Annotated in this window: 21 protein-coding genes and 1 pseudogene; 15 read left to right on the top strand and 7 right to left on the bottom strand. The window is 70.1% G+C overall.

Going from position 1 to position 20178, the window contains the following annotated elements:
* Nucleotides 1-136: 136 nt before the first annotated feature.
* Nucleotides 137-963, bottom strand: a pseudogene (locus FGX59_RS21480) (IS5 family transposase).
* A gap of 374 nt (nucleotides 964-1337) precedes the next feature.
* Here FGX59_RS21480 and FGX59_RS21475 point away from each other — a divergent pair.
* The 14 genes from FGX59_RS21475 (at nucleotide 1338) to FGX59_RS21415 (ending at nucleotide 11980) form a co-directional block, all read left to right on the top strand.
* Nucleotides 1338-1580, top strand: coding sequence for a hypothetical protein (locus tag FGX59_RS21475; protein ID WP_138469177.1), 243 nt, complete (start codon nucleotides 1338-1340; stop codon nucleotides 1578-1580).
* A gap of 167 nt (nucleotides 1581-1747) precedes the next feature.
* A complete protein-coding gene (locus FGX59_RS21470) occupies nucleotides 1748-2623 on the top strand; it encodes a DUF2163 domain-containing protein (protein ID WP_171060764.1) in 876 nt (291 codons plus the stop codon).
* The gene (locus FGX59_RS21465; RefSeq protein WP_138469175.1) at nucleotides 2616-3242 is read left to right on the top strand and encodes a hypothetical protein; all 627 of its coding nucleotides are present in this window, start codon (nucleotides 2616-2618) and stop codon (nucleotides 3240-3242) included. The genes FGX59_RS21470 and FGX59_RS21465 overlap by 8 nt, the downstream gene beginning before the upstream one ends.
* Before the next feature lie 3 nt (nucleotides 3243-3245).
* Nucleotides 3246-3707 (top strand): hypothetical protein, encoded by a 462-nt coding sequence (locus FGX59_RS21460; RefSeq protein ID WP_138469174.1) that lies wholly within the window; start codon nucleotides 3246-3248, stop codon nucleotides 3705-3707.
* A 105-nt stretch (nucleotides 3708-3812) separates the two neighbouring features.
* The gene (locus FGX59_RS21455; protein ID WP_138469173.1) at nucleotides 3813-7601 is read left to right on the top strand and encodes a glycoside hydrolase TIM-barrel-like domain-containing protein; all 3789 of its coding nucleotides are present in this window, start codon (nucleotides 3813-3815) and stop codon (nucleotides 7599-7601) included.
* A gap of 3 nt (nucleotides 7602-7604) precedes the next feature.
* Entirely contained in the window at nucleotides 7605-7811 is a 207-nt protein-coding gene (locus tag FGX59_RS21450) for a hypothetical protein (RefSeq protein WP_138469172.1), read from the top strand.
* Nucleotides 7811-8284 carry a hypothetical protein gene (locus FGX59_RS21445; RefSeq protein WP_138469171.1) on the top strand — a complete coding sequence of 158 codons (474 nt, stop codon included), beginning with the start codon at nucleotides 7811-7813 and terminating at the stop codon, nucleotides 8282-8284. The genes FGX59_RS21450 and FGX59_RS21445 overlap by 1 nt, the downstream gene beginning before the upstream one ends.
* The gene (locus FGX59_RS39350) at nucleotides 8281-8409 is read left to right on the top strand and encodes a hypothetical protein (protein WP_255471620.1); all 129 of its coding nucleotides are present in this window, start codon (nucleotides 8281-8283) and stop codon (nucleotides 8407-8409) included. The genes FGX59_RS21445 and FGX59_RS39350 overlap by 4 nt, the downstream gene beginning before the upstream one ends.
* Nucleotides 8406-8816 carry a hypothetical protein gene (locus FGX59_RS21440; RefSeq protein ID WP_138469170.1) on the top strand — a complete coding sequence of 137 codons (411 nt, stop codon included), beginning with the start codon at nucleotides 8406-8408 and terminating at the stop codon, nucleotides 8814-8816. Before FGX59_RS39350 ends, FGX59_RS21440 begins: the two co-directional genes overlap by 4 nt.
* 121 nt (nucleotides 8817-8937) lie before the next feature.
* A complete protein-coding gene (locus FGX59_RS21435; RefSeq protein ID WP_138469169.1) occupies nucleotides 8938-9165 on the top strand; it encodes a hypothetical protein in 228 nt (75 codons plus the stop codon).
* Nucleotides 9162-10739, top strand: coding sequence for a LysR family transcriptional regulator (locus tag FGX59_RS21430; protein WP_138469168.1), 1578 nt, complete (start codon nucleotides 9162-9164; stop codon nucleotides 10737-10739). Before FGX59_RS21435 ends, FGX59_RS21430 begins: the two co-directional genes overlap by 4 nt.
* Nucleotides 10736-11221 (top strand): dATP/dGTP diphosphohydrolase domain-containing protein, encoded by a 486-nt coding sequence (locus tag FGX59_RS21425; RefSeq protein ID WP_138469167.1) that lies wholly within the window; start codon nucleotides 10736-10738, stop codon nucleotides 11219-11221. The genes FGX59_RS21430 and FGX59_RS21425 overlap by 4 nt, the downstream gene beginning before the upstream one ends.
* Entirely contained in the window at nucleotides 11218-11457 is a 240-nt protein-coding gene (locus FGX59_RS21420; protein ID WP_138469166.1) for a hypothetical protein, read from the top strand. Before FGX59_RS21425 ends, FGX59_RS21420 begins: the two co-directional genes overlap by 4 nt.
* 70 nt (nucleotides 11458-11527) lie before the next feature.
* The gene (locus tag FGX59_RS21415) at nucleotides 11528-11980 is read left to right on the top strand and encodes a hypothetical protein (RefSeq protein WP_138469165.1); all 453 of its coding nucleotides are present in this window, start codon (nucleotides 11528-11530) and stop codon (nucleotides 11978-11980) included.
* Nucleotides 11981-12106: 126 nt separating this feature from the next.
* Here FGX59_RS21415 and FGX59_RS21410 read toward each other — a convergent pair whose 3' ends face one another.
* Nucleotides 12107-12394 carry a (2Fe-2S)-binding protein gene (locus tag FGX59_RS21410; protein ID WP_138469164.1) on the bottom strand — a complete coding sequence of 96 codons (288 nt, stop codon included), beginning with the start codon at nucleotides 12392-12394 and terminating at the stop codon, nucleotides 12107-12109.
* Complete coding sequence (locus FGX59_RS21405) at nucleotides 12391-13698, bottom strand: cytochrome c (RefSeq protein ID WP_138469163.1); 1308 nt, start codon at nucleotides 13696-13698, stop codon at nucleotides 12391-12393. The genes FGX59_RS21410 and FGX59_RS21405 overlap by 4 nt, the downstream gene beginning before the upstream one ends.
* A gap of 268 nt (nucleotides 13699-13966) precedes the next feature.
* Between FGX59_RS21405 and FGX59_RS21400 the strand changes: the two genes are divergently transcribed.
* Nucleotides 13967-15163 carry an MFS transporter gene (locus FGX59_RS21400; RefSeq protein ID WP_206078404.1) on the top strand — a complete coding sequence of 399 codons (1197 nt, stop codon included), beginning with the start codon at nucleotides 13967-13969 and terminating at the stop codon, nucleotides 15161-15163.
* Between the two features lie 803 nt (nucleotides 15164-15966).
* Here FGX59_RS21400 and FGX59_RS21395 read toward each other — a convergent pair.
* Genes FGX59_RS21395 through FGX59_RS21380 form a run of 4 tightly spaced genes read right to left on the bottom strand, consistent with a single transcriptional unit; the run spans nucleotide 15967 to nucleotide 20136 of the window.
* Entirely contained in the window at nucleotides 15967-17046 is a 1080-nt protein-coding gene (locus FGX59_RS21395) for an ABC transporter ATP-binding protein (RefSeq protein ID WP_138469162.1), read from the bottom strand.
* Nucleotides 17047-17048: 2 nt separating this feature from the next.
* Complete coding sequence (locus FGX59_RS21390) at nucleotides 17049-17960, bottom strand: carbohydrate ABC transporter permease (protein WP_138469161.1); 912 nt, start codon at nucleotides 17958-17960, stop codon at nucleotides 17049-17051.
* Nucleotides 17961-17962: 2 nt separating this feature from the next.
* A complete protein-coding gene (locus FGX59_RS21385) occupies nucleotides 17963-18868 on the bottom strand; it encodes a carbohydrate ABC transporter permease (RefSeq protein WP_138469160.1) in 906 nt (301 codons plus the stop codon).
* A gap of 59 nt (nucleotides 18869-18927) precedes the next feature.
* On the bottom strand, nucleotides 18928-20136 hold the full coding sequence (locus FGX59_RS21380; RefSeq protein ID WP_138469159.1) for an ABC transporter substrate-binding protein: 1209 nt from the start codon (nucleotides 20134-20136) through the stop codon (nucleotides 18928-18930).
* Nucleotides 20137-20178 lie beyond the last annotated feature (42 nt).

Genomic DNA, 20178 nt, shown 5'->3' with positions numbered 1-20178 from the left:
TGTGCCTGCGAAGCTGGGCTTCGAGGAATGAGCGTTCCTCGTCGCTGAGATCAATTGGAACAGCAACACGGCCACCCATCACATCCTCCCGCATCAGGCAGAATAATGATACAAACTTTAGTTCCAGGTGACTAGGTCATGTTGACAAAAGGCGTAGCCAGACTCGGATGGACGCGATGTCTATGAACCCGAGGAAACTCAGGGCGGTCTTGTCATAGCGGGTTGCCACCCGACGCCACTGTTTGAGCTTGGAGAAGCAACGTTCGACCAGGTTGCGCCAGCGGTAGAAGTCGCGGTCGACAGCGCGCCATTCCCTGCGGTTCCGCCGCATCGGGATGACCGCCACGATATCACGTTCCTCGAGCTTTTCCCGTACCTTGTCAGCATCACAGCCCTTGTCGGCGAGGAAGTATTCAGGCTCTGGCAGATCCTGTGTCATCACCAGGTCGACCCCCTTGATGTCCGCCGTCTCGCCGCCTGTGATCTCGCTGCGCATCGGCAGTCCCGCGCCATTCATCCGGAGATGGATCCTGGTCGTGAAGTGGAAGGCGGATCAGAAAACGATCCGGGGGACCGTTTTCCCGCCGGACAGTCGAGAACGGCCGAAACCTTCTTTCGGAGTCCCCCCCTTGAGCCCGCTGCCTGCTGATGGGCGCGAATGACGGTGCTGTCGATCATCTGGACACGGGCCGGAACGAGGTCGCTGTCGTTGAGGAACAGGAGGATGGCCTCCCATAGTCCGGCCTGGGTCCAACGTCGGAACTGGCGGTAGACGGACCACCATTTTCCGAACTCCTCCGGAAGGTCCCGCCACCGGGCACCGGTCCGTGCGATCCAGAATATGCCATCCAGAACAAGGCGATGGTTGACAGGTTTGCGGCCATTCGGGGCGCGGACGGCGGCGATGAAATGCTCGAAGAACCGCCATTGCGCATCGGACATCAGATTTCGCGCCAAGATCACCTCCGTCGTAGCGGTGATCTTGAATCACGAAAGCGACCAACTGTGAATCCCTTTTGTCAACATGACCTAAACTAGTCCCGCATTTATTTTGGTGTACGTTCATAAGGTGAATGGAACTGTAGACATCTGCGCATCCTGATCATTCACGCGGTGCGCAGCGAAAGGCGGATTCCCAAGAAATTCTGCGGTCGGGACGCGGTTGGGTGGGCGAAGCTTTTCGACCACATTTCTTTGTGTTCGGGTTTTCCTTCTTGCTCTATTTCATAGGAATTCTTGGATGCCTCTTAAATTGTTGGTAACGATTAGACGCGAATCATTCGACTATTGGCGACGGCACCAGGCCGCGCCAGCAACGGCAAGTGGAGGCCGAGAACATGACGCGGCGCATTCCCGACATGCACGCCCGCGGCGATATTGTGGACCTGGGCACCGTCCGCGCCCTGCGCGAGGCGACCACGGCCCCGGCGGCTGGCAACCCGCTTGATCCGGTGCCGCTGGAGCTGACCCCCTTCGAGCGCCTGACCGTCTGGGATGCCCTGGGCGATGCCATGACCGCGGCCCAGGCGCGCGGCGACCGCACCGAAATTCTGGACGCGATCCGCCGCAAGTTTCTTTAATCCCCCCCTACCCTCCGGGCGCCCGCCCGCCGCCCGGCGCAACACGCCGCGGCATGTCGTATCTATTGCGGCATCACTGCACCGGACCGGCCAGGAGGCCCCGCCATAGCGCGGGGCTTTTTCGTGCCGGGTCCCGGGCTGGTTTTCCCGAAAACAGGGGGCACCCCATGCCTGACGCATACGACACCGCCCTGGCGAGCGGCTCAACGTCCCTGTGCCGTTGCTTCCGCCTGACGCGCCGCGACGGCACCGTCCTGGGCTTCACCGATCACGACAACGCGCTGAGCTTCGACGGCTCGACCTTCGAAGCCTCCGCCGCGCTGTCCGCATCGGAAACCGCTTCCCGCCTGGGCCTGGCGCCGGATGACCTGGACGCCACCGGCGCCCTGTCCGCCGCCGCGATCACCGAAAGCGACCTGGCCGCCGGGGCCTATGACGGCGCGACCGTCGAAGCCTGGGACGTGGACTGGAGCAACCCCGGCGTCCGCCGCCTCCTGGGCGTCTACACGCTGGGCCAGGTGGAGCGCGACCGCGCGAGCTTCCGCACCGAGCTGCGCAGCCTGTCCGCCCGCCTGGAGCCGAAACAGGGCCGCGTCCTGTCCAAGCTGTGCGACGTGCGCAACCTGGGCGACGCGCGGTGCAAGCTGGCGCTGGGGGCCTGGCAGCACGCCGCCACGGTGGTGTCCGTGTCCGAATACGCGGTGACCGTGACCGACACCGCCACGGCCCTGGGGTTTTTCGAGCGCGGGACGGCTGACTGGACATCCGGCGCCAATGCCGGGACCGGATCGGACATCCGCGCCTCCGAGCCCCGCGACGGGTTTACCGTGATCCATCTTTGGCACGTCCCGGCCCGCGCGCTGGCGCCCGGCGACACCGTGACCCTGACCGCCGGATGCGACCGCACCGCCGCCACCTGCGCCGGGCGCTTCGGCAATCTCGACAATTTCCGCGGCTTCCCCTTCCTGCCTGGAGACAATTTCACGGGCGATTACGGCATCCCGGGGCGCGGCGACCAGGACGGGGGGTCCCGCTATGAATGACGCGACCGTCAATCCCGCGCTGGTGCTGGCCCATGCCCGCGCCTGGATCGGCACCCGCTGGGCGACCGCCCAGGCGGTGCGCGGCCAGGGCTGCGACTGCCTGGGCCTGATCCGCGGCCTTGCCCATGAGCTGACCGGCCGCATTGTCCCGGTCCCGGGCTATCGCGCCGATTGGGCCGCCCGCGCCGGGGCGATGCTGGAGGGGCTGCGCGCCCATGCCAGCCCGGCCCGCCCCGAGGACGCCGCCCCCGGCCTGGTGGCGGTCTATCGCGTGGGCGGACAAGCCACCGCGCATATCGGCATCCTGGACGAAGGCGGCCGCCTGATCCATGCCGCCGACTATGCCGGAAAGGTGGTCGCCGACACCTGGCCGAGCCAGCCCCCGTCCAGCCTGTGGCGCTTCACCGCCGCGCCCGGCTGCGGGGCCGGGCCTTCCCCCCTGTCCCTGGAGGACTGCGTCGCGGTCATCTACCGCGACCCCGAGCCCGGCGCCGGGGTCTATGCCGAAATCCGCGGCCCCCGGGGCGAGCCGCTGGCGCGGTCCCGGCATTGGGCCGACACGCTGGCGGCCCTTGATGAGCTGGGGCCGATCTATCCGAACATCGAAACCGTGGAGTGAAGCATGGCAACGCTTGTCCTAGCCGCAGCCGGGTCCGCCATCGGCGGCGCAATCGGCGGGTCCGTCCTGGGCATTTCCGCGGCCGTGATCGGCCAGACCGTGGGCGCCTATCTCGGGTCGCAGATCGATGCCGCCCTGGCGCCCGGCCTGCCGACCGTCACCCGCGAGGGGCCGCGCATCAATACGCTGGACGTGATGACCGCCAACGCAGGCGACCCGCTGGCGGACGTCTCCGGCCGCGCGGCCGTCGCCGGGACCGTGATCTGGGCCACGAAGATCAAGGAAACGATCCACACCGACCGGGAGAAGGTGAAGACCGGCAAGCGGTCATCCCAGACCGTCCAGACCGTGACCTATTCCTATTCCGTCTCCATGGCCATTGCCCTGGGCGAGGGGCCGCTTGCGCCGGTCCATGGCCGCATCTGGGCGGACGGCAAGGTCGTCAGCCTCTCGGCCATGAAGTAAGCCGGGCGGGTCCGCTACTATTCCGGCACCGAAGACCAGGCCCCGGACCCGCTGATCGCGGCGAAGGAAGGCGGCGCGGCCCCGGCCTTCCGGGGCGTGGCCTATATGGTCTTCGAAGACCTGGAGCTGGAGGACTACGGCAACCGCCCGCCGCAGATCAAGGTTGAGGTCTGGGGCCGCTCCGGCGACATGGAACCGCTTATCCGCGGGGTCAATGTCATCCCGGGCAGCACCGAAAGCGGATACGACCCCGAGCAAGTGGACGTGGTGACCTATACCGGCAGCCGCGCAATCAAGAGCCGGGCGCCGATGAATTGCACGCGCGACACCGCGAAGACCGACTGGTCGCAATCCATGGACCTGATGGACGCCGCAATGCCGAATTGCGACACCGTTTCCCTGGTGGTCGCCTGGTTTGGCGATGACCTGCGCGCGGGCCAATGCCGGATCATGCCGCGGGTGGAATTCATGCAGCGGGACACGCTGCCCCGCTGGTGGGCGGGCGGGCTGACCTACTATTCCGACTGGTACGGCGAATGGTGGAGCGTGACCGACCCCCGCGCCGAAGAGGTCAGCCGGACCCCCGATGGCGGCCCGGCCTACGGGTCCAGCCCTTCGGATGCGTCCATCATCCGCGCAATCCAGGACCTGAAAGCCCGCGGCAAGCGCGTGGTCCTCTATCCCTTCGTCATGATGGATATTCAGGCCGTCCAGGCCCTGCCGGACCCCTCCGGCGCCGGGGTCCAGCCGGACTACCCCTGGCGCGGCCGCCTCCAGCCCATGGCAGGCGAGGACGTCGCGGCCGAGGTCTCGGCTTTCGTGGACGGGGCCTGGGGCTTCCGCAATTTCGTCACGCATCTTGCCGACCTGGCAAGCCAGGCGGGCGGCGTGGACGCCTTCCTCATCGGCTCGGAAATGCGGGGCATGTCCATGGCCCATGCCGGTGGCGGGTCCTTCCCCTTCGTGGATGCGCTGAAAAGCATTGCCGCGGACGTCCGCGGGATCCTGCCTTCCGCGCAAATCAGCTACGCGGCGGACTGGTCCGAGTATCATTCATTCCGCGAGGGCGGGGACGTGTTCTTCCATCTGGACCCGCTCTGGAGCGACCCCAATATCGACTTCGTGGGGATCGACAACTACCTGCCCTTGTCCGACTGGCGCGACGGACCGGACCACCTGGACCGCGACGACGAAGCCGGGATCACGTCCCCTTACGTGCTGGACTACCTGAAAGCCAATATCGAGGGCGGCGAGTATTGGGACTGGTATTATGCCAGCGACGCGGACCGCGAGGCCCAGGCCAGGACGCCGATCTTCGACGGCGCCCACGGGGAAGACTGGATCTTCCGGCAAAAGGCGATCCGGGACTGGCACGGGCAACCCCATTACGACCGGCCGGCCGGATTGCGGGACAGTCACGCCGACATCGGCGGGACCCCGACCACCTGGGGCGCCATCGGCGGCACCGTCTCCGCTTCGGCGGTGCCCGCCTATGGCAGCTTCGGCACCCCGGCCGACATCGCCAGCGCCGGGAGCTACACCGACCGGGCGCGGCTGCACAGTCCTAATTCGCTGGACAATACCGGCGGCAAGCGCTGGCGCGCCCGGGTCTGGTTTGCGCAGGGCACGTCTGCCGAAGCCCGGCTCCTGGCGGCCACCGGCGGCCCCCCGCCGAATGTCCGGTACGACTTCGCGTCCGGCGCCGTCACCCCGGCGGAAAACGGCCACACGATCCATGCCGCGACGGTTTCCGAGGTCTCGCCCGGGGTCTTCCTGATGGACCTGGACATCACGCTCACGGCCGAGGACGAAACCCCGCAATTCGACTTCGGGGCCTTCTCCAGCGCCGCGGGCGAGTATGTCACGGCGCTGGGGGCGGAGGTCTTCGAGGCCGGGGTCTCGACCACCGGATGGGTGCCCGGGTCCAAGCCGGTCTGGTTCACTGAGCTGGGCTGCCCGGCGGTGGACAAGGGCGCGAACCAGCCCAACGTCTTCGCCGCGCGCTACTCTTCGGAAAGCGCCTTGCCCTGGTTTAGCCAGGGCTTCCGCGACGACTTCATGCAGCGCCAATTCCTGCGGGCGTCCTTCGAATGGTGGGCCGAGAATGGCGGCGACGTCCTGGACGTGGCGGACGTCCAGGTCTGGGCCTGGGACGCGCGCCCCTTCCCGGAGTTTCCGCAAAAATCGAGCCTGTGGAGCGATGGGCCGGACTGGCGTCTCGGGCACTGGCTGAACGGCCGCGCCGGGGCGGCTCCGGCGGGGGAGGCGATCCGGCGCCGGGCGGTGGAGCGCTACGGGATCGACCCGGAACAGGTGGACATCGCGCGGGCCTATGGCCAGGCGGATGGCTACGCGGCGCCGGGGCTCCTGGGCTTCCGGGAATACGTCCAGCCGCTGGAGCTGGCCCACGGGCTGCAATCCCATGAGGAAGGCGGCCGCCTGGTCTTCGCGTCCCGCGGGGCCATGCCGACCGTGGCCGCGCTCGACCCGGAGGGCATGGCCCCGAAGACCGGGGATTCGCCCTTCACCGTCACGCGCTCCGCCCTGGAGGATGTGGCGGCCGGGGTGGTGCTGACCTTCCGCGACGGCGCCGATGACTACGCCCAGGCGGCCACCCGGGCCGTGATCGGCCGCGGCCCCGAAGAGGGCGAGGCCGCCACCGACCTGCCGCTGGTCCTGGACCACGACAGCAGCACGGCGGCCGCGTCGCGCCTGGTCCGGGCCGCCCGGGACGGCCGCGAGACCGTCACTTTCCGGGTGCCGCGATCCGCAACGCATATCCGCCCCGGCGTGGTGGTCCCGGTGCTGATCGACGGCGAGCCACGGCTGTTCGCGGTGCAGTCCGTCGCGGACGGGCTCGACCGCAGCGTCGAGGCGCAGAGCTTCGCGGCGGGGGCCTGGGCGCCCTCCGGCGGGGGCATCCCCTCCGGCCGCAGCGGCGGCACGGTGCTGGCAACCGGCGTCCTGCTGCTGATGATGGACCTGCCGACGCTTCCCGGCGTCACGGCGGAGGATTGGGACGGCTTCGCCGCAACCTTCGGCCTCCCCTGGCCGGGGGCGGTGGTCGCGTCGCGGTCCGCTGATGCCGCTGGCGGCTTCCTGGACCCGGTGGCCTTCGCGGCTCCGGCGACCATGGGCGAGACCCTGGCGGAGCTGCCGCCGGACATCCCGGGCGCCTGGCGGCCGGGGCCGCTGGACATCGCCATCTACTCCGGCGAGCTGGTCCCGCGCGATCCGCTGGACGTCCTGGCGGGCCGGAACATGCTGGCAGTGAGGCACCCGGACGGCTGGGAAATCGTCCGTTTCACGGGGGCGGAGCTGCTGCCGAGCGGGGCGGGCCACTACCGGCTAACCGGCCTGCTGCGCGGCGACCGGGGCACCGAGGGCATACCGGCGGCGGCGCCGCTGGCCGCCACCGCGCCGGTGGTCCTTCTGGACGCTGCGGTCCAGCCCCTGGGGCTGGAGCTGGCGGACGTGGGGCGCGCTCTCTACTGGCGCTTCGGCCCTGGTGCCGCGGACGTCACGACGCACGCCACGAAGCCCCACGCCTTCACCGGCGCGGGGCTCCGGCCCTTCGCTCCGGCGCATCTGGAGGCCAGCCCGGCAGGCGCCGACCTGGCCCTCTCCTGGATGCGCCGGTCCCGCGTGAAGGTGGACACGCTGGGGGATGCCCTGGCCGACCCGCCGCTAGGCGAGACGGCGGAGCGCTACCGGGTCGAAATCGGCCCGGCAGGCGCGCCGGTCCGCACCTGGGACGTGACCGCCCCGGCGGCCGTCTACACCGCCGCGCAGATGGCAAGCGACGGCATCGCGGCGCCCTACCGGGTGGCCGTGGCGCAAATATCGGAAACCTACGGCCCGGGAACCTGGGCGGAAATCACTGTGGAGGCTTGAGCCATGGATGACGCAATCGGGGCGCTTTTCGGCGCCCTTTTCTTTTGGCTATCGCCTGGCCTGCTGCTGGCGCTGCTGGTGGCCGCGGCCCTGGCGGGCGGCGGCTATTGGGCTGGATACCGGGGCGCCATGCATAACGCGCACGCCCATGGCCTGGCCGCATACGACCCCGAAACCGGGCGGCTTGTCTGGGCGAAGGGGGGCAACTGATGGCGGTCTCCCCCAATCTCGGCTTCCCCCTCCTGTCCGAGGGCCAGGAGGGCGCCCACGTCACCGCGAACACCGCGCTTCTGGCCCTGGATGACGCGGTAGCGGCTTCCGGTGGCGCCTCCGGCACCCTGGGCGGCTTCCTCCGCCTGGCGGTCCATGAGGTGGAGCTGTCCGGCCTGTCCGGCGCCACGGTGACCGCCTCCGGCCTTATCCCGGCCCGGGCTATCGTCCTGGGCGTCACGTCCCGGACCGTGGCCGACATCACCGGCGCGACGTCCTACGACTGCGGCCTCTCGGGCGGGTCCGACTTCGGCGGGTCCCTGGGGATTGCAGCCGGGTCCGAGAATGTCGGCGTGGTGGGTCCATTCGCGACCTACGCCGCCACCGACGTGGACGTGACCGCCCAGGGCGGCAGTTTCACCGGCGGCACCGTGCGCCTGGTGGCGCATGTCCTGGAAATGGGGGTGGCATGATGGACCTCATCCTTCTGGCCAGCGTCCTGGGGCTGTCCTTCGGCTTCTCCCGTGAGGCCGGGGCCGATCTGTGGCGGCTGGTCCGCACATGGTCGCGCCGGGCTCTGGCGCGGTGGCGCCCATGAGTGCCGCCGCGATCCTGGCCGAGGCCCGCGCAAGGCTGGCCGCCGCCTTCCCGGGCTGGACCGACGAAAGCGACCGGGACCACCCGACCCCCGCCGCCGCGCTGCCCGCCTTCCGCGCGAGCCTGTCCCTGTCCGGGGGCGAGCGGGTGGCCATGGGCTCCGCCTCCAGCCTGCGCGACGGCGAGCTGCTGGTGGTGCTGCGCACCGTCACCGGCCCGGGCGATGACGCCCGCGCCATCCTCTGGGGGCATGAGGCCACCGCCCGCGCGGCGATCATGGCCGCCCCGGCCGACCTGGGCGGCGCCGCCTGGTCCATCCTGCCGGGCTCGGCCGAGCCCGACACCGACACCGCGAAAGAGCGCATCGGAACCCTGGATCTCGGCTTCGACGTCCAGCTCCTGACCTGAAACGGCCGCGGCCCCTCCGCCGACCCGGCCCCCGAAGCGGCCGCGGCAACGGCCCGCCCGGAGACCCCATGCACCACATCCCCCCGCAACGCTGCGCCCCGAGTGGCGCGCAGGAGACCCCATGCGAGTTTTCCCGATGAACATTCCCGCACCCTTGGCGGCCATGGTGGGCACCACCGGCCTTTCCTTCCCCCTGTGGTCCGACATGCTGACGCGCGGCCACGAAATCGCAATCGCGACCGGCGGCGTCATGGTCCTGTTCCTGACGATCCGCGGCAAGCTCCTGGACAACGCGATCAAGCGGCGGCAACTGCGCGCCCTGCGCGACAGCGACGGGGGCAGCACATGAGCCGCCCCGCGCAGATCACCCCGGCCGCCGCCCTGGAGGCGGTCCGCGCCGTCGCCGAGCATGGCGGCGTCTCGGCCGCCGCCCGGGCCATCGGCATGACCCGCGCCGCGCTCCAGCGCCGGTGTCGCAGGGCTGCCGCCTGGGGCATCACGGCCCACGGCGAGACCCACGCGACCCGCCCTCGCGCCCTGGCGGGGCAGGGGCTTCGCCGCTTCCTCTTCACCGCCGCGCAGTCAAACGCCGAAGTGCATCCGGAGGTCTGGCGCAACCTGGTGGCGCTGGCCGAGCATTACGGCGCCCGCCTGATGGTCGGGCCGCTGCGCTACAATCACACCGAACAGCACGCGGCCCAGGAGGTCGGGGGCGGCACGGTGGACCGGAGCGAATGGTACGCGCCCGAGGTTGAGCCATATCTGTGCGCCGACCGCGTGGAGGTCTGCCCGGGGCTGATCTGGGCCGGGGACATGAACATCATTCCCACGGCCATAGACCCGCTTTCCGGCCTGGACAGCTTCACCGGCCTGGCCTCCTGCGTGATCGCGCATCCGCAGATCGCGCTAAAGTCCATCGCGACCCCGCCGGGCCGCCCCTGCAAGATGAATTACACCACCGGCGCGGTGACCCTGCGGCGCTACATCAAGCGCAAGGCGGGGCTCAAGGCGGAATTCCATCACGCCTTCGCGGCGCTCCTGGTGGAGGTGGACAGCACCGGGGACTGGTTTGCGCGCCATGTCAACGCCTCTTCGGACGGCATGCTGTGCGACCTGGACATCGTGGTCGAGGGCGGCGAGGTCACCACCGGCAACCGGGTGGAGGTCCTGACGCCCGGCGACCTGCACGGCACGAAAGCCGACCCTGTGGCCGTCGCGGCGGTCTGGGGGGCTGGCGGCCTGGCGGACACGCTGCGCCCCGTCGCGCAGGTCCTGCATGACGTCCTGAATTTCGGCTCGAGGTCGCACCATAACAGCGTCACCGAGCTTCTGGCGCTGCACCGCGACAAGGCGGACAGTGTGGAGGGCGAAATCGGGCAGACCGCCGAGCTGCTGCACGGCATCGCCCGCCGGGATTGCATCACCTACGTGGCCAAGGCGAACCATGACGAACACCTGGACCGCTGGATCCGGGACACCGACTGGCGCCGCGATCCGCCGAACGCCGCGTTCTACCTGGCCACGGCTTCCGCCTGGGCGGAGGCCATCGCGCGGGGCGAGGACTTCGACCCGGCGGCCTGGGCGCTGCGCCGTGCCGGGCTTCCCCGGAACATCCGCTTCCTGTCCCGGGCGGACGTGCTGGAGCTGGCGGGCATCCGCCATGACATGCATGGCGACATAGGGCCGAACGGCGCGCGCGGCTCGGCCCGGAACCTGGCGCGGCTCGGCGAGCGGGTCAATGTGGGTCACTCGCATTCCGCCGCCATCGTCCAGGGCGCCTATCAGGCGGGCACCCTGTCCGTTCTTGACATGGGATACAATCGCGGCCCGTCGAGCTGGTCGCATTCCCTGATCCTGACTTACCGAAACGGCAAACGCGCAATCATCACGCTGCGCGGCCAAAAGTGGAGGGCTGTAGCATGAAAACCCCCGATGCCGACTTCCTGCCCCTGACGCCATCCGCGCCCAGGGGCTTCGACCCGAAACAGGGCGCCGGAGCGGCCAAGGTCCCCATGGCGGTGGTGCCCTGGGCGGTGGTCCTGGAAATGGCCGCCGCCATGGGCGAAGGCGGGATCAAGTACGGCCCGCACAATTGGCGGGCAAGCGGCGGGGTCTGCGCCTCCACCTACCTGGCCGCATGCTTCCGTCACCTGATCGCCTTCGCCATGGGCGAGGACCTGGACCCCGACACGCTGGCCGAGGATGGCGGCGGCGGGGTCTCGCACCTGGCCAAGATGATGGCCTCCGCCGCGGTCCTGCGCGACGCCATGCTGCACGGCACCGCCACCGATGACCGCCCGGCCGCGTCACCGCCGGACATCATCCGCGAAATCACCGCCGCTTATTGCGGCCTAATCCCCCGCGCGGAAGCCGCCCGCGCCAAGCTGAAGGACCCGACGCAATGAATGTTGAACCGTCCGACGACACCGCCCCGGCCCAGGACCTGGAGATCCTGACCCCCTCCGCCGATCCGCTGAACCCGCCGCCGCGGTCCCTGTGGATCACTGGCGAGGGCACCCTTGCCCTGACCGTCCCGTCCGGCGACCTGGCGCCGCTGTCCGTCGCCGCGGGGTGGGTCATCCCCCTGCGCGCAACCCACGTCCTGCCCGCCACGACCGCCACCGTTGTGGCTCTTTACTGAGAGGTTTCCATGTCTGACTTGACCAGAATTGCCGCCCTGATCGACCGCCGCCTCCTGGCCCTGGGGGGGCGTGTCCTATGTCGTGGAGGATGCCAGCGGAACCCGCATCGGTGCCCATCCCCAGCTCGGCCTTCCGCCGCGCCGCGAGGACATACACCGCGCCCTGTCCCGCATCATGGCATCGGCCGAGGGCGGCGCCGTTGTCTCCGTCACGATCACCAGCACGGGCAACACCGTGACCCTGGCCGGTCCGGGCGGTGCCTTCGACGCCCGCGCGGAAACCCCGTCGCCGGTCATCCGCGACGGGATCACTTCCCCGGCCACCGATGCGGTGGACGTCACGCCCGGGGCGCCGCTGCCCTCTAAGTGCCGGGCGCTTTTCGTGGGCGGTGCGGGCAACCTGTATGTCAGGATGGCGGGCAGCCCCGAGACCGTGAAGGGGCCGCTTGCCGTCCAGGCCGGACAGGTCCTTCCGCTCCAGGTGGTGGAGGTCACGGGGGGACCACGGCAACGCAGATATTAGCCCTTTACTAGGGCCTCCAAGTCCCTGTCCGGTTGCTAAATCCGTAACAAATCCCGTAACAATTGCGCGGAAAAAACACCCGCGCAATTGCACAAATGGGAAAAAAAATTGCGTAATTTCGTACTATTATCTTCTCGGCGAAAAGCGATGTTGGAGGGGGCTCAGCGCGCCGTCCTTGGCGGACAGGCCCTCGATGGTGGTCACGCGGCGGCCCTGCACGGCCGCGGCCGGGGTGATGCAGGAATAGGCCGCGCGCCCGTCGATCTGCACGGTGCAGGCGCCGCACTGGCCCATGCCGCAGCCGTATTTGGCGCCGTTCAGCCCCAGATGGTCGCGCAGCACGTAGAGCAGCGGCATGTCGGGCGCCGCATCGACCTGATGCGGGCTGCCATTGATCAAGAGCGATAGCGTCATTCGGCAGTCTCCTCTGTCCGCGCGGCCGCGATGGCCGCAGTGATGCGCGCCGGGTCCCAGGCGGGACCGTCGCCGAAGCGGAGGCGCAGATAGGCGGCCAGTTCGGCGAGGTCGCCATCGCCGAGGCTGGCGGCAAAGGGCGGCATGGCCGCGCCAGTGCGGTCGACCGGCGGGGCGATCCCGCCGATGATGGCGCGCAGGGCGTTTTCGGGTCCGGGCAGCGCCAGATCCGTCGTCCCGGCAAGCCCGGCGGCGCCCTCGTCGTGGCAGCCCGAGCAGGCCCCGGCAAAAAGGAGCGCGCCGCGCGGATGCGCCCCGGCCGCCGCCTCCGCCCGGTCCGGCGGCGGCGGACCCGCTGGCCCGGCCGCTCCGCCCGCCGCGCCATGCATCAGCCAGTCGGCATAGACGGCAAGGGCGCGGACATCCCCCTGCGGGGCATCGGCCAGCGCCCGGACCACCGGTGCCATCGGCCCGGCCGCGGCCCCGTGCCCGGGGGAGGCCCCGCTGCGCAGATAGGTCTCGAGCGTCGCCGCGGTCCAGCGCGCCGCGCCGGGATTGCGCCCGTCGAGCGGCGGCGCGGTCCAGCCCTCGGCGCTGCCGCCGGAATAGGCAAGCGCGCCGCCCCGCTCGCCGCCCAGCCGGTCGAGCGGCGAATGGCAGGCGCTGCAATGGCCCGGCCCCTCGGCCAGATAGGCGCCCCGGTTCCACTCGGCCGAACGGCCGGGATCGGGCACGAAGGGCCCGGACCGCAGGAAGAGGAGCTTCCAGCCGGCCAGCTCGGGACGGAAGTTCAGCGGAAAGACCAGCGCATTGGCGGGCGCTTCGGCAGCCACCGGACGGCGGGTCATCAGGAAGGCATAGAGCGCCGCGAGATCGCCGTCGGTCATCCGCGCATAATGGGTGTAGGGCATGGCCGGATAGAGATGGTGCCCGTCGCGGCTCACCCCCTGGCGCATCGCGCGGCGGAAGGCGGAGAGCGGCCAGCGCCCGATGCCGGTTTCCGGATCGGGGGTGATATTGGTCGCGTAGATCGTGCCGAAGGGCGTCGGCAGGGGGCGCGACCCGGCATAGGCAGCGCCGCCCGTCCGCGTGTGGCAGACCGCGCAGTCGCCGGTCGCGGCCAGCGCGGCGCCGCGTTGCACGAGGCCGGGATAGACGCTGGCCGGGTCGGGCACGGCCACGGGGGCGATGGCCGGGCGCCAGCTCGCGGCCAGCACGCCGAGCCCCGCGACCGCCGCCAGGACGGCCAGGCCCGCCGCCAGCCTGCCGGCCCGTTGCCGGCCGCTGATCTTGCGCCATGTCATGGATGCGTCTCCTCGTTGCGGGCCTGCCGGGATGGGCAGGACGGGGCAGGGATGTCCCATGGCTAGCGCGGTCCGGGCGGCCGGCGCTTGCAGGAACCCGATGCGGCTTGCAGGCGCCGGGCGCCGCCCTCTCGGCCGGGCCGGGCAAGGCCCCCGCCGCTTCCGTCCCAGGCGGGGCGGCTGCGTCCAAGACCCCGCGGCCGCAATCGCCGAGGCTGCCCGCACCGGCCCGCCGGAGCCCCGGCTGCCAGACCCGAAGGAGATCGCCATGAGGCCCGACAGCCTGTCCCCCGATGACGCCGCGCGCGGCCCGGCCGCCGCAGCCGCCCGCGTCCCCGTGCTTGCCATGGCGGTGGCCGCGGGCGCGGGCGTCGCCAATATCTACTACAACCAGCCGATGCTGGAGCTGATGTCCGGGGAGTTCGGACCGGCCGCCGCCGGGCTGGTGCCGACCGTGACGCAGATCGGCTACGGCATCGGCCTCTTCCTGCTGGTGCCGCTCGGCGACCGGCTGGAGCGGCGGCGGCTGATCTCGCTGCAGTTCCTGGCGCTCGCGCTGGCGCTGGCCGCGCTCGCGGCGGCGCCGGGCCTTGCCGTGCTGGTGATGGCCTCCGCGCTGGCAGGGGCGGCCGCCACCGTCGCCCAGCAGATCGTGCCGCTGGCCAGCCATCTGGCCCCGCCCGAGCGCCGCGGCGATGTCGTCGGCCGGGTGATGTCCGGGCTCCTGGCCGGCATCCTGCTCAGCCGGACGCTGGCTGGGATCGTCGGCAGCGCCTGGGGCTGGCGGGAGATGTTCTGGCTGGCCGTGCCGATCGCGCTCGGCGCCTCGGCGCTGATGGCCCTGCGCCTGCCCAAGAGCCGGCCCGAGGCGGGACCGGGCTATGGCGCGCTGATCCGCTCGCTGTGGCAGCTGTGGCGCGCGCTGCCCGCGCTGCGGCAGGCGGCGGTGACCCAGGCGCTGCTTTTCGCCGCCTTCTCCGCCTTCTGGACCGTTCTGGCGCTGCATCTGGGCCGGAGGTTCGGCCTTGGCGCCGAGACTGCGGGGCTCTTCGGCATCCTCGGGCTGGCTGGCATCTTCGCCGCGCCGCTGGCCGGACGCGTCGCCGACCGCCGCGGTCCCGAGGCGGCCATCACGCTGGGCGCGGCCGGGACGCTGGCCGCCTGGGCGGTGTTCGGCGCCTGGACGACGATCCCGGGACTGGTGGCGGGCGTCATCCTGCTCGATATCGCAGTGCAGGCGGCGCTGGTGTCGCACCAGCACGTGATCTTCGCCCTGCGTCCCGAGGCGCGGGCGCGGATCAACACGATCTTCATGGGGCTGATGTTCCTCGGCGGCGCGGCCGGATCGGCCCTGTCGGTGGCGGCCTGGCACCGGGCCGGCTGGGCAGGGCCGGTGACGCTGGGGCTGCTCCTCGCGGCGGCGGCGACGCTCCTGCAGCTGCGGACCATGCGGCGGCGCAGATGAGCCTGCAAATCCTCGCCGTCGGCGCTTGACGGGCGGGCCCTTCGCGGACGCGTGGCGAGCTTTAGGCGACGACCGAATGCTGCGGGGAGGCCGCGGGCCCCTCGCGGACGTGCGGCGAGGCCACGACATCGCCATCTTCGCGCCCGGCCGCCGGGCGCGCGACTGACGGTGCGCCTGCCGATGCGTCCGATCCGGAGCGGCGGGGCGTGCCGCGTCTGCATGACCCGTGCCAGAGGCTGCATCGCACAGCCGGGCTCCACCGCGGCCCCGATGCGCGGCCGCGCCCTCGGGTCAGGCCGCAATCGACGCGCCTTGCCGAGGCCCGGGAGAGCCAGGTGGCAGAAACAGGGAGCAGGGAATACGCGCCGTAGGGCGGCTGTCCTGTCACTGCGCCTGATCCGGAAATGCGGGAGGCGTCGCTTTTTCCGCGTGCTTCGAGCCGCGTTGCGGGGCAGAGGGCGGCCGCAAGCGCGGACGCGGGCGCAGATCGCGCGTGGGCGCAAAAGAAGACCGCCTCTGGATCCGCGTCCAGATTGCCCGAGCCAGAAGTCCGCGCGCGGCCGGTCCCCGGGCGGTGGGCAGCCTGTGCGGCGCATCTCGATTTCCCCGCGGCCCGCGCGCCCATGAACGAGCGGAGCCCGTCGTGTCCCGGCTCTGCCGGTCCGGGGCCGGACGGGACGCGACCGCAGCCCCGGCCCTGCCTGTCCGGGCCCGGACAGGCCGTTGCTGCGGCCCCGGCTCCGGCTGTGCGCGCGCCCTGACCCGGGGAAGCACAGGGCGGCCTCCGGGTCAGGGCGGCGGGGTCATAGCCGCTGCCCGGTCTGCGCGTCGAAGAGCGAGGCCGCGCCGGGATAGAAGAAGAGCGGCAGCTCGGCGCCATGGGCCTGCGCGCCGCGCCCCGGCACGCTGTAGCAGCAGCGCGTCCCGGCGATGTCGCACCAGAGCACCGTCGACGGCCCCAGCTCCTCGGCCATGTCGATGCGCGCGTCGAGCCGGCAGGCGCCCTCGGGCAGCGCGCCCTCGAGCGGGAAGAGCTGTTCGGGGCGCAGGCCGAGGATCGCCGCCCCCGCCGCGCCCTCGGGCAGGGGATAGCCGGTCATCGTCACCCGCGTCCCGTCGCCGAGCGCCAGCTCCCCGCCGGAGAGCTGCCCGGCGAGCAGGTTCATCGGCGGCGAGCCGACGAAGCCCGCGACGAAGAGATTGGCCGGGCTGCCATAGACCTCGGCCGGGGTGCCGACCTGCTGGATATGGCCGTCCTTCATCACCACGATCCGGTCGGCAAGCGTCATCGCCTCGACCTGGTCATGGGTGACATAGACCATGGTGCGCTGCAGCTCCTCGTGCAGGCGCTTGATCTCGATCCTGAGTTCGCCGCGCAGCTTGGCGTCGAGATTGGACAGCGGCTCGTCGAAGAGGAAGACATCGACATCGCGCACCAGCGCGCGGCCGATCGCGACGCGCTGGCGCTGGCCGCCGGAAAGATCGGCCGGGCGGCGCTTCAGCAGCGGCTCCAGCTGCAGGATCCCGGCGGTCTCGGCGACCTTCCGGCGGATCGTCGCCTTGTCGGTGCCGCCGACCTTCAGCCCGAAGCTGAGGTTCTGCTCCACCGTCATGCGCGGATAGAGCGCGTAGGACTGGAACACCATGCCGATGCCGCGGTCCTTGGGCTCGGCCCAGGTGACGTTCTGGCCGCGGATCCAGATCTGGCCGCCTGCGAGGTCGGTGAGCCCGGCAATCGCCGAGAGCAGCGTGGATTTCCCGCAGCCCGACGGGCCGAGCAGCACGATGAACTCGCCCGGGGCAACCGAAAGGTCGAGCTCGGGCACGACCACCGTCTGCCCGTAGGCGATCGAGGCGTTGCGGATGTCGAGAATGGGGTCCATGGTCATCCCTTCACGGCGCCGGCGGTGATGCCGCGCACGAACCAGCGGCCGGAGACGAAATAGGCCGCCAGCGGCACCGCCGCGGTCAGCAGCGTCGCCGCCATGTTCACGTTGTAGCGGACCTCGCCGAAGGTCACGTTGACTGTGTTGTTGAGCTGCACCGTCATTGGCAGGTTCTCCCGTCCGGCGAAGACGAGGCCGAGCAGGAAGTCGTTCCAGATGCCGGTGAATTGCAGGATCCCCGCGACCACCAGCATCGGCCCGGTCATCGGCAGCATCAGCGACCAGAAGATCCGCAGGAAGCCCGCCCCGTCGATCCGCGCCGCCTGGAAGAGGTCGTGCGGGATCGCGGCATAGTAGTTGCGGAACAGGAGCACGGTCAGCGGCAGCGAGAAGATCACGTGCACGAGGACGATGCCCGAGAGCGTGCCGTAGAGGTTCAGCCAGGCGAAGGCGCGCACCACCGGATAGACGAAGACCTGCAGCGGGATGAAGCCCGCCAGCACGATGATGGCAAACAGCGTGTCCGCCCCTTTCGGCCGCCAGAAGGACAGGATGTAGCCGACGAAGGCGCCGAGCAGGACCGAGATCGCGGTCGAGGGCACGGTGATCTTCACCGAGTTCCAGAAGCCCGCCGAGATGCCGAAGCACTGGCCCGGCTCGCAGTCCGAGGTCCAGGCGGCGATCCAGGCGGAGATGTCGAGCGTGTGCGGCAGCGCGAAGATCTGCGCCAGCCGCACCTCGTCGAGCGATTTGAACGAGGTTGCCAGCATCACGTAGAGCGGCAGGATGAAGAAGGCGGCGGCCACCGCGAGGAAGAGGTAGAGGCCGATCCGGCCCGGCTCGACGCGGAAGGGCCTGGGGCCCTCGGCCTCTCGGGTGATGCCGCGGGCGGCGCGGGGTCTGGCAGTCATGGTCACACCGGTTTCCGGCCGCCCTTGCGGAGCGCGCGGATGTAGAGGACCGGCACGATCACGGCCATGACGCTGATCAGCATCACCGAGGCCCCGGCGGTGGCGGCGCCGATGTTCATGCGGTCGAAGAGGTTGTCCATGATGAACTTGGCGGGCAGCTCGGTGGCCGAGCCCGGCCCGCCATTCGTCATGGCGACGATCAGGTCGTAGGTCCGCACGATCCCCATGAAAAGGAGCGTCGCGGCGGTGGCGATGGCGGGGGTCAGCTCGGGCAGGATGACCGAGACATAGGTCCGCCAGAGCGGGATGCCCTCGACCCGTGCCGCCTGCCACAGCGAATGGTCGATGCCGCGCAGCCCGGCGAGCAGCAGGATCATCGTCAGCCCTGCGCCCTGCCAGAGCCCGGCAATGGCGACGGCGTAGATCGCGGTGCCGCGGTGCTGGGTCCAGTCGAAGGTGAAGCTCTCCCAGCCCCAGCCCTGCACGGCGGCCTGGATGCCGAGGCCCGGGTTCATCAGCCATTGCCAGACGAGCCCCGTCACCACGAAGGACACTGCCTGCGGATAGAGGAAGATCGTCCTGAGCGTGTTCTCGAAGCGCACCTTGCGGTCGAGCGCGGCCGCCAGCAGGAAGCCCAGCACCAGGCAGCCCAGCACGTAGGTCACGCAGAGGATGCCCATATTGGCGAGCGAGGTGTTCCAGCGCCGCGTGCCGAAGAGCTTGATGTAGTGCTCGAAGCCCACGAACTCGTTGACCGGCATCATCCGCGAGGCGGTGAAGGAGAGATAGACAGTATAGCCGGCCGTGCCGACGAAGAGGAGGAGCGCGATCGCCCAGACCGGGCTCAGCGCCAGGGCGGCGGGCCAGTGTCGGAAGCGCGGCGGGCCGTTCCGGGGGCTGGTCTTCATGTGGTTCGTTTCCCTGGAGGGTCCGGAGCGGGGCGCGCTCCGGACCGGTGTCGCTCTGCTCAGTAGGTCAGCGCGTCGAGGTAGTCCGCGCGGAAATCCTCGTGATCATAGGGGGCGGCCCAGAACTCGTTGATCAGGTCGACGATCTGGCCGTTGACCACGCGGTCGAGCACCAGGTTCATGTCGGCGGCGATCGCGCCCTCGGCCATCTTCTGCGATCCGATCTGCGCGCAGATGTCGAACGCGCTCATGTCGACATCGGTGCGCACCGGGAAGGAGCCCTTGAGCAGGTTGAACTGGCGCTGCACCTCCGGATCGAGCAGGACCTCGGCCAGCGCGTATTGCGCGTCCTGCAGCCCCTCCTTGCGGGGGAAGGCGAAGCTATCGACCACCACCAGCATGTCGCCCATGCCGGGATTGACCGCGCAGCCGTAATCCTCGCCCGCGGCCTCGTCGGCGGCCAGGAACTCGCCCTTGGCCCAGTCTCCCTGGAACTGCAGCAGTGCCTCGTCGCGGATCACCTGGGCGGTGGCGTCGTTCCAGTTCATGCCCGCGGTGCCTTCGCCGACATAGCCGTGCAGCCGGTCGAAGATGTCGACGGCCTGCAGGAACGCGTCCGACATGACGATCTCCTCGTCCGCCTCGGAAAGCATCGCCGAATAGGCCTCGCGGCCCAGCAGCGACAGCAGGATCTGGTTGAAGACCTTGTTGGTCTGCCAGGCCTGGCCCGAGAAGGCGACGGGGATGTAGCCGGCCTCCTTCGCGGCGTCGAGCATCGCGAAGAACCCGTCCCAGTCCGAGGGCATCTCGTCATAGCCGATCTCCGCCATCACCGGCTTGGAGTAGAACACCCAGCTTTCGCCATGCACCGAGATCGGCGCGTAGTAGGGCTTGCCCGAGAGCTGCATCTTCTCCGCGACCATCGCGGGGATCGCGCCGGCCGCGCCGGAGGCGGCCAGCGGCTCCTCGATCGGGACCAGCATGTCCATCTCGGCCAGTTCGGCGGCGGCCGGGCCGATGATGTACATCTTGGCGCCCGGCGGGTCGCCCGCCTGCACCCGCGCCATGAAGGCGGCCTGCTCGTTCTCGTAGCCCGCGATGGAGAAATCGACCCAGTCGTAGCCGCGCGCCTTCAGCGCGTCGATCACGACCTGCTTGCCGGCCACTTCGCCGCCGGAAACCCAGCTGTTGGAGACTTCGATCTCCTGGGCGAAGGCGCTGCCGGAGGCGAGGAGCAGCGCGAGAGTCGTGGGGAGGAAGGGCTTCATCTCGTGTTTCCCTGTCTGTTGCGTGTTGCGGCCGCCGGTTGC

The sequence above is a fragment of the Poseidonocella sp. HB161398 genome (assembly GCF_005870025.1).
Lineage (GTDB): Bacteria > Pseudomonadota > Alphaproteobacteria > Rhodobacterales > Rhodobacteraceae > Mangrovicoccus.
The sequence above is the reverse complement of the archived record's forward strand: the minus strand, read 5'-3'. Positions and strand labels throughout refer to the sequence as shown.